The sequence below is a fragment of the Methylobacterium sp. WL116 genome (assembly GCF_008039455.1).
GTDB lineage: Bacteria > Pseudomonadota > Alphaproteobacteria > Rhizobiales > Beijerinckiaceae > Methylobacterium.
The window spans coordinates 1-7,453 of the sequence record NZ_VRUV01000217.1; the positions used below are offsets into that span (position 1 = coordinate 1).

The 7,453-nt window shown below is 71.6% G+C and carries 4 protein-coding genes and 1 pseudogene; 4 read left to right on the forward strand and 1 reads right to left on the reverse strand.

The features are described from left to right. From FV223_RS30490 to FV223_RS15815, 3 genes and pseudogenes are all read left to right on the forward strand, one after another. Positions 1–628 (forward strand): annotated as a pseudogene (locus tag FV223_RS30490) (MFS transporter); the annotation flags it as partial. Positions 629–719: 91 nt separating this feature from the next. Further along, positions 720–3,251: an NAD-dependent DNA ligase LigA gene (gene ligA, locus FV223_RS15810; protein ID WP_147727932.1), complete on the forward strand. Its 2,532-nt coding sequence runs from the start codon at positions 720–722 to the stop codon at positions 3,249–3,251. A 63-nt stretch (positions 3,252–3,314) separates the two neighbouring features. Beyond that, positions 3,315–4,169, forward strand: a complete 855-nt coding sequence (locus FV223_RS15815; RefSeq protein ID WP_147727933.1) for a 3'-5' exonuclease — start codon at positions 3,315–3,317, stop codon at positions 4,167–4,169. A gap of 78 nt (positions 4,170–4,247) precedes the next feature. Here the strand turns inward: FV223_RS15815 and FV223_RS15820 are convergent, their stop codons facing one another. Continuing rightward, a complete protein-coding gene (locus tag FV223_RS15820) occupies positions 4,248–6,449 on the reverse strand; it encodes a 3-hydroxyacyl-CoA dehydrogenase NAD-binding domain-containing protein (protein ID WP_147727934.1) in 2,202 nt (733 codons plus the stop codon). 227 nt (positions 6,450–6,676) lie between these two features. Here FV223_RS15820 and FV223_RS15825 point away from each other — a divergent pair, with 227 nt between their 5' ends. Next, on the forward strand, positions 6,677–7,396 hold the full coding sequence (locus FV223_RS15825; RefSeq protein ID WP_246686551.1) for an EAL domain-containing protein: 720 nt from the start codon (positions 6,677–6,679) through the stop codon (positions 7,394–7,396). Positions 7,397–7,453 lie beyond the last annotated feature (57 nt).

Genomic DNA, 7,453 nt, shown 5'->3' on the forward strand with positions numbered 1-7,453 from the left:
GTTCCTGCGCCGGCTGGCCCTGGGCCTGCGCCGGCCGAACGCCCTCCGGCTCGTCGCCCTGTGCTTCTCGGTCGACGGGGCGCTCGCGCTGTTCGAGCTGCCGTTCTCGGTCGATCTCGTTCAGGCGCAGGGCTGGGATGCCGCCGGGCTGTCGCGGCTCCAGGCCGGCCTCGCCTTCGCCGGCGGAACCCTGGGAGCGCTCGGCATCGGCCTGTGGTGCGACCGCGCCGGGCCGTTGCCGGCCCTGCGCACCCTGTTCGCGGCGAGTGCCGCCGCGTTCTTCGCCACCGCGTGCCTGATCGCGGGCGGCTTCGCCGGATCGGCCGGCCCGCTGATCCTCGGCTTCACCAACGTCCTGCCCGGCCTGCTGATCGTCGCCCTGGTGCCGGCGCTGATGCAGGCGAGCCGAGGCCGGGCCGGCGCGGCGACGCAGTTCGAGGTGTTCATGGCGGTGATGAACCTCGGCTCCGTCGCGGGCGGGGCGGCCTCGGGCGTGCTGGCGCCGGTGCTGCCGCTGTCGGGGGTCGCCCTCCTTGCCGGGCTGGTCCTGATCGGCGCGGCGGCGCTGGTCCGGCGCCCGGACCTGATCCTGCCGCGGCAGCGGCCCGGCGATGCGCGATCGCTGTGAAGCGCGACGCTTCGGCCCGGTCTCCAAGTGATCCCGGCCGGGGGGAAATCGGTTAGAAGCCCGATCGCCCCCTGCGGAAGTCTCGAGCCCGATGCCGAAGCCCCAGCCTGCCGCCCCGAAATCGGCCGCCCCGAAATCGGCCCGCGTCGAATCCGTCGCGCCGGAGGCCGACACGCTCACCGCCGAGGCGGCGCGGGCGCGCCACGCCGCGCTCTCCGCCGAGATCGCCGAGGCCGACCGGCTCTACCACCAGGAGGACGCGCCCGAGATCTCGGACGCCGCCTACGACGCCCTGCGCCGGGAACTGGAGACGCTGGAAGCGCAGGTCCCCGACCTTGCCGGCACCGGCATCGCCAGCGCGTCGGTGGGCGCGAAGCCCTCCGAGAAGTTCGCCAAGGTGCGCCATGCGGTGCCGATGCTTTCCCTCGGCAACGCCTTCGCCGACGCGGAGGTCGAGGAGTTCGTCGCCCGCGTGCGCCGCTTCCTCAACCGCCCGGAGGAACCGCTCGCCTTCACGGCCGAGCCGAAGATCGACGGTCTTTCGCTGTCGCTGCGCTACGAGGACGGGCGCCTCGTCACCGCCGCCACCCGCGGCGACGGGGAGACCGGCGAGAACGTCACGGCCAATGCCCGCACGGTCGAGGACATCCCCCAGGCGCTCGCCGGCAGCGGCTGGCCGGCGGTCTGCGAGGTGCGCGGCGAGGTCTACCTCTCGCACGCCGATTTCGCCGCGATCAACGCCCGCCAGGAGGCGGCGGGCAAGCCGCTCTTCGCCAACCCGCGCAACGCCGCCGCCGGCTCGCTGCGCCAGCTCGATCCGTCGATCACCGCCGCGCGGCCGCTGAAGTTCTTCGCCTACGCCTGGGGCGAGGTGGTGCCGCCGTTCGAGGGAACGCAATCGGGGGTGATGGACCGGTTCCGCGCGTGGGGCCTGCCGGTGAACCCGCTGACCGTCACCTGCACGGACGCGGCCGGCATGATCGCGCATTACCGGCGGATCGAGGCCGACCGGCCGACGCTGGGCTACGACATCGACGGCGTCGTCTACAAGGTCGACGACCTCGCCCTGCAGAAGCGGCTCGGCTTCGTGTCGCGGAGCCCGCGCTGGGCCCTGGCCCACAAGTTCGCGGCGCAGGAGGCGTTCACGGTGGTCGAGGGCATCGACATCAACGTCGGCCGCACCGGCTCGCTCAACCCGCTCGCGCGCCTGCGCCCGGTGACGGTCGGCGGCGTCGTGGTCTCGAACGCGACGCTGCACAACGAGGGCTACGTCAAGGGCGTCGGCGGCGACGGCGAGCCGATCCGCGACGGCCGCGACATCCGCGTCGGCGACACCGTGGTGGTGCTGCGGGCCGGCGACGTGATCCCGAAGGTGATGGACGTGGTGCTGGAGAAGCGCCCGGCCGACGCGAAGCCCTTCGACTTTCCCGAGACCTGCCCGGCCTGCGGCAGCAAGGCGGTCCGCGAGATCAACCCGCGCACCGGTAAGCCCGACGCGGTGCGGCGCTGCACCGGCGGGCTGATCTGCCCGGCCCAAGGGGTCGAGCGGCTGAAGCACTTCGTCTCGCGCAACGGCTTCGACCTCGAAGGCTTCGGGCAGACCTACATCGAGGTGCTGTTCGAGGCCGGGCTCGTGAAACAACCCGCCGACCTGTTCACCCTCGAATTCGAGCCGCTGAAGGCGGCGATCGTCGCGCGGCGCGAGGCCCTGTCGGCGGAGCGCCGGGCGGAGGGGGCGCCGGCGCCGAAGAAGCCGACCAAGAAGAAGGGCGAGGAGGAGGACAAGGCGATCCACAACCTGCTCGCGGCGGTCGCCGAGCGCCGCAGCTTGCCGATGAACCGCATCCTGTTCGCCCTCGGCATCCCGGACATCGGCGAATCGACCGCCAAGGCCCTGGCCAAGCGGTTCTCGGACTTTTCGGAGCTGAAGACGGCGCTGCGGGCGGCGACCGACGCGCAGGCCGGGCCGGACTGGATCGAGCTCTCAGCGGTGCCGCGGATCGGGCCGACCACCCGCGACCGGCTGCTCGAGGCCGGCCTGCCGGGCGAAGCGGCACATTCGGCTGACGCGGAACCTCCGGCGGAAGCGGGCGATGCCGAGGAGGGCGAAGCCGCGCCGGCGGACGCCGGCAGGATCCGGTTCAGCACCAGCCAGCGCGCCAGCCTGATCGCCCATTACGGCAGCCTGGACGCCGCCCGGGCGGCGATCGCGCGGGCGGCCGAGCAGCGACCCGGGGACGCCTACCGGGTCTTCGCCGACGACGGCGAGATCGGCCCGGTGGCGACCGACTCGCTGATCGCGTTCTTCTCCGAGCCGCACAACGACGCCGCCGTCTCGGCGCTGCTCGCCGAGGTGACGGTGGCGCCGATGGAGGCGGCCGCGCGCACGGCGGCGTTCTCGGGCAAGACCGTGGTCTTCACCGGAACGCTGGAGAAGATGACCCGCAACGAGGCCAAGGCCACCGCGGAACGTCTCGGGGCGAAGGTCTCGGGCTCGGTCTCGGCGAAGACCGACCTCGTCGTCGCCGGCCCCGGCGCCGGCTCGAAGCTGAAGGATGCCGAGAAGCACGGGGTGCGCGTCGTCTCGGAAGACGAATGGCTCGCGATGGTCGCAGGCGCTTGAAGCGCGAGTCCGCGGGTCATAGACCTGGGTCATGACACCCCCGCGGCCGTCCCGTTCAGGCACATGACCGTCGTCGCCCTCGATTTCGAGACCGCCAACGAGCGACGCGACAGCGCCTGCGCGATCGGGCTCGCCTGGATCGAGGGGGGCCGCGTGGTCCGGCGCGCGTCCCGGCTGATCCGGCCGCCGGAGCTGCGGTTCTCGCCCGGCAACATCCGCGTCCACGGGATCGTCCCGGCCGACGTGCGCGACAAGCCGAATTTCGGCGAGGCGGTCGCCGAGTTCCTGCCCGACCTCGCCGGCGGGCTGATCCTCGCCCACAACGCGAGCTTCGACATCGGCGTGCTGCGGGCCTCGCTCCAGGCCTGCGGGCTGCCGGCGCCCCCCTTGCGCTACCTCTGCACGGTGCAGGTCGCCCGCCGCGTGTTCCCGGACCCGGAGGGCTGCGGCCTCGGCAAGGTCGCCCGCCGCCTCGGCATCCGGTTCGAGCACCACGACGCCGGCGAGGACGCCTATGCCTGCGCCGAGATCGCGCTCGCGGCCGTCCGGCAGACGGAGGCCGCGGACGTGCCCGACCTGTCGCGGGTGCTGTCGCTGCCGGCGACGCGGATCGACGGGACCGCCGCGATCCCGCGGGCGGGCGCCGGCGCGATCAGCGACCGCATCCTGCGGGCGCTCAAGCCGGCCGAGCCCGACGCGCTGCGCTTCGCCATGCGCGGCAGCACCGGCAACCGCTACGAGGTCTCGCTGGAGGACCGCAGGAGCGGCTTGATGCTGCGCTGCACCTGCATGGCCGGCCGCCACGGAGTGCGCTGCCGCCACGTGAAGGCGCTCGTCGTCGGCGACATCACCGACCTGCTGTCGAACAACCACGCCGACGTCGAGGTGCTGCGGCGCCGGCTGGCCGCGGTGGGGTGAGACGGGACGCCGTGTTGAATCCAAACGCCCACGATGCCGTGAGTTCCCTCCCCCTGAAGTGGGGGAGGGAAAGGGCGATCACGCCGCCTGCTTCGCCGCCTCGCCGTAGAACGTGCCGCCGCTCTCGGCCATGGCGCGCAGGTTGTCGGGCACCGCGAAGCGCGGGCCGTGCTTGGCCTCAAGCCCCTCGGCCAGGGCGACGAAGTCCTTCGCGCCCATGAAGTCGATGTAGGACAGGGCGCCGCCGGTGAACGGGGCGAAGCCGAAGCCGAGGATCGAGCCGACGTCGGCCTCGCGCGGATCGGTGATGACGCCCTCGCCCACCGTGCGCGCGGCCTCCAGCGCCTGAACCACGAGGAGCCGGTGCTTCAGCTCGGCGATGTCGAGGGTGTCCGGGTCGAGGTGGGTCGGCTGCAGGTCCTTCAGCCCGGGCCATAGGCGCTTCGGCGCGCCCTCCGGGTAGTCGTAGAAGCCCTTCCGGTTCTTGCGCCCGAGCCGCCCCTGGTTCTCGACGAGCTCGACGAGCAGCGCCTTCTGCGCCGGGTCGACCGCGTCCGGGCCGAGCTGCGCCTCCGTCGCCTTGGCGATCTTCAGGCCGAGGTCGAGGGCGACCTCGTCGTTGAGCGAGAGCGGGCCGACCGGCATGCCGGCCATCTTGCCGGCGTTCTCGATCATCGCGGGCGGCACGCCCTCGTTGAGCATCTTGTGCCCTTCCAGGATGTAGGCGCCGACGCAGCGGTTGGCGAAGAAGCCGCGGGCGTCGTTCACGACGATCGGCGTCTTCTTCACCGTGCGGACGTAGTCCAGCGCGGTGGCGAGCGCCCGGTCGCCGGTGGCCGCGCCCTTGATGATCTCGACGAGCATCATCTTCTCGACCGGCGAGAAGAAGTGGATGCCGACGAAGGCTTCCGGGCGCGAGGACGCCTTGGCGAGGCCGGAGATCGGCAACGTCGAGGTGTTGGAGGCGAAGATCGTGTCGGGGCCGATCACCGCCTCGACCTTGGCGATCACCTCGGCCTTCACCTTCGGGTCCTCGAACACCGCCTCGATGACGAGGTCGCAATCGGCGAGATCCGCGTAGTCGGCCGACGCCTGGATGCGGGCGAGCAGCGCGTCGCGGTCGGCGGTCTTGGCACGACCCTTGTTGATCTGCCCGGTGATCAGCGCGTGGGCGTAGGCCTTGCCTTTCTCGGCCGCCTCGGTCGACTGGTCGACGAGCACCACCTCGAGGCCGGCATTGGCGGTGACGTAGGCGACGCCGGCGCCCATGAAGCCGGCGCCGACCACGCCGACCTTGCGCAGGCTGGTGGCGGGCACGTCCTTCGGGCGGCGCGCGCCCTTGTTCAGCTCGCCCATCGAGATGAACAGCGTGCGGATCATCGCCGCCGCCTCCTTGGTGCGCAGGATCATCGCGAAGTAGCGGCTCTCGACCTTGAGGCCGAGGTCCATCGGCAGCTGCAGGCCCTCGTAGACCGAGGCTAGGATCGCCTTCGCCGCCGGGTAGTTGTCGTGCGTCTCGCGCCGGTAGATCGCGTTGGCCGGGGGCCAGATCATCATGCCGGCCGGCGAATACACCTTGCCCGACGGGGCCTTGAACTTCGGCACGTCCCAGGGCGCCACCGCCGAGCCGCCGGCGAGGATCCAGGCCTTGGCCTTGGCCACGATCTCGTCCTTGCCCGCGACCTCGTGGACGAGGCCCATGCTCCTGGCCATCGCCGGGCGGATCTGCTCGCCCTTGAACAGCATCTGCAGGGCGTCGCCGGTCTGCATCAGCCGCGCCACGCGCTGGGTGCCGCCGCCGCCGGGAAACAGCCCGACCTTGATCTCGGGCAGGCCGACGCGGGTCTTCGGGTCGTCCGAGACCACGCGGTGATGGCAGGACAGCGCCAGCTCGAACGCGCCGCCGAGGCAGAGCCCGCTCACCGCCGCCGCGAAGGGCTTGCCGCAGGTCTCGAGCTTGCGGAACACCAGCGAGAGCCGGCGCGACGCCTCGAAGAAGTGGCGCATGGCGAGCTCCTCGCCCTGCTCGCGCTTGAGCTTCTCGTATTCGAGCCCGAGGCCCTGCAGCATCGTGAGGTCGGCGCCGCCCGAGAAGTTGTCCTTGCCCGAGGTGATGACGCAGCCCTTCACGGCCGGATCGGCGACGACCGCGTCGACGATCGCCTCGATCTCGTCGATCACGGCTTGCGTGATGACGTTCATCGAGCGGCCGGGGCAATCCCAGACGGCCAGGGCGACGCCGTCGGCATCGGTCTCGAAGCGAAAGTTCTGGAGATTCATCGCTGATCCTCGGATGACCGAACGCATGTAGTCCGGCGCGTTAACAGTGTGGAGATACTTGCTCTTCAGAAGGCTTGAGGGGGTCGAGCAACGGAAACTAGCCCATGATCGTCGATGCCGAGCGTGCCGATGCCAGACCAGCCGACGCCGCGCCGGCCGACGGGAAGGCGACCGCCGGGAAGTGCCGGGCCTGCCGCAACGGCGAGGAACTCGGCTTCGCCTTCACCATGGCGTTCCAGCCGATCCTGGACACGGTCGACGGCCGCGTCTGGGGCTACGAGGCCCTGGTCCGCGGGCCGGAAGGACAGTCGGCGGCCTCGATCCTCGACCGCGTGACCGACGAGACGCGCTACCGCTTCGACCAGGCCGCCCGGGTCAAGGCGATCGAGCTCGCCGGGCGCCTGTTCCCGAAGGACGACCGGACGCGCCTGTCGATCAACTTCATGCCCAACGCCGTGTACGAGCCGGCGGCCTGCATCCGCGCCTCGCTCGAGGCCGCGCGCCGGGTCGGCTTCGAGCACCGCCGGATCATGTTCGAGTTCACCGAGAACGAGCGCTTCCGCGACATCGCCCACGTGAAGCGCATCATCGCCGAGTACCGGCGCCAGGGCTTCCTCACCGCGCTGGACGATTTCGGCGCCGGCTATGCCGGGCTGAGCCTGCTGGCGAACTTCCGCACCGACCTGATCAAGATCGACATGGACCTGCTGCGCGGCATCGACGCCGATGCCGGGCGCGGCGCGATCGTGGCGGGCCTCGTCGCCATCGCGCGCGGCCTCGACGTCTCGGTGCTGGCCGAGGGCGTCGAGACGCAAGCCGAGTTCAACGCCCTGCGCGACCTCGGGATCACGCTGTTCCAGGGCTATCACTTCGCCAAGCCCCGGTTCGAAGGCCTGCCGGAGGTGGCGGGCTTTCCCGGGTCGGAGCGATCCGCGCAGGCCGCCTGAGCTGGGCTGGGGGGCCATGCCCGGATCGCTCCGCCGCCGACGTCAGCGCGCCGGGGC

Bases quoted from the DNA above. Each gene is read 5' to 3' on its own strand.
- ligA (WP_147727932.1), top strand. From the start codon at position 720: ATGCCGAAGCCCCAGCCTGCCGCCCCGAAATCGGCCGCCCCGAAATCG.
- FV223_RS15815 (WP_147727933.1), top strand. From the start codon at position 3,315: ATGACCGTCGTCGCCCTCGATTTCGAGACCGCCAACGAGCGACGCGAC.
- FV223_RS15820 (WP_147727934.1), bottom strand. From the start codon at position 6,449: ATGAATCTCCAGAACTTTCGCTTCGAGACCGATGCCGACGGCGTCGCC.
- FV223_RS15825 (WP_246686551.1), top strand. From the start codon at position 6,677: ATGGCGTTCCAGCCGATCCTGGACACGGTCGACGGCCGCGTCTGGGGC.